Origin of the sequence: Mesorhizobium sp. M1E.F.Ca.ET.063.01.1.1 (assembly GCF_003998155.1) — a bacterium.
Classification (GTDB): domain Bacteria; phylum Pseudomonadota; class Alphaproteobacteria; order Rhizobiales; family Rhizobiaceae; genus Mesorhizobium.
This window is the reverse complement of sequence record NZ_RZSC01001182.1, coordinates 1-1203: the sequence shown is the minus strand read 5'-3', so window position 1 is coordinate 1203 and position 1203 is coordinate 1. Positions and strand designations below refer to the sequence as shown.

Below are 1203 nucleotides of genomic sequence, written 5' to 3'. Positions count from 1 at the left end.
GGCAGGACAGGCAATCTCTTATGTTGCAGCGCAGCAAAATGCCGGCTGCCTCAGGCGGCCCTGCGCAGCGCGTGGAAATAAAATCCGTCGGTGCCGCTGAGCGCCGGCGACAGCGAGATGCCGCCGGCGTCGGCGATGCGCGCGGCGCCTTCGTGGCCGGGGAAATGGCTGTTCCAGAGCTGGCGATGATCGACCGACGCAAAGTCGCCGTGGCGCCCGCGGAAGGCCGCGACCTGCTCGCCGTTCTCCGCATCGAATACCGAGCAAGTGATGTAGACCAGCAGTCCGCCGGGTTTGACGAAGGCCTGCGCCGCGTCGAGGATCGCCTGCTGCTCGCCCTTGCGGGCATCGAGCTGCCTGTCGGTCAGCCGCCATTTGGCGTCGGGCCGCCGCCGCCAGGTGCCGCTGCCGGTGCAGGGCGCGTCGATCAGCACGACATCCATATGACTGGCCAGCGGCGTGAGTTCCGCGGGTTTGCTGACGATTTGGATGTTGCGGCTGTGCGCGCGGCGAATGCGCTCGAAGATCGGCGCCAGCCGCACCTTCTCCGCATCATGGGCAAAGAGCTGGCCTGTATTGCCCATCTCGGCCGAGAGCGCCAGCGTCTTGCCGCCAGCGCCGGCGCAATAGTCGAGCACCTGCATGCCGGGCATGGCACCGGCAAGTACCGCGGCAAGCTGCGAGCCCTCGTCCTGCACTTCGAACCAGCCTTTCTGGAAAGCGGGCTCGGCCTGCACGTTCGGATGCCTGCCGTCACCGTCGATCGGCGGGATGCGGATGCCGTGCGGCGCGATCGCGGCGGGCGCCGCACCCGTGCCCTCGAGTTCGGCCAGCACCCTGCCGCGATCGGACAGCAAGGCATTGACCCTGAGGTCCAGCGGCGGGCGCATGGCGAGAGCCGCACCCTCCTCGACCCAATCCTGGCCATAGGCCTGTTCGAGCAGCGGCGCGCACCAGTCCGGAACATCGGCCCGCACGGCGTCAGGCGCATCGGCCGGCAGGCGTCCGGCAACCGCTTTCAATTCGGTGGCGCTGAGCAGAGGCGGCGCGAACTTGTCGCCGTCGAGCGCGTCGTTGAGCGACTGCGCCGTCTGGCCCCATTCGAGCAGCAGCGCGCCGAAGCCGATGGCGCGCGGCGTGTCCTCACCGAAGAGCCAGCCGGCCGAGCGCTTGCGGCGCAGCGCGTCGTAGACGATGTTGCCG

General features: G+C 68.8%; 1 protein-coding gene. It reads right to left on the bottom strand.

Going from position 1 to position 1203, the window contains the following annotated elements; all coding sequences use genetic code 11:
• Positions 1-50: 50 nt before the first annotated feature.
• Positions 51-1203, bottom strand: a 1153-nt coding sequence (locus EOA29_RS37080; protein WP_145970077.1) for an RsmB/NOP family class I SAM-dependent RNA methyltransferase, incomplete at its 5' end; no start/stop codon positions are given.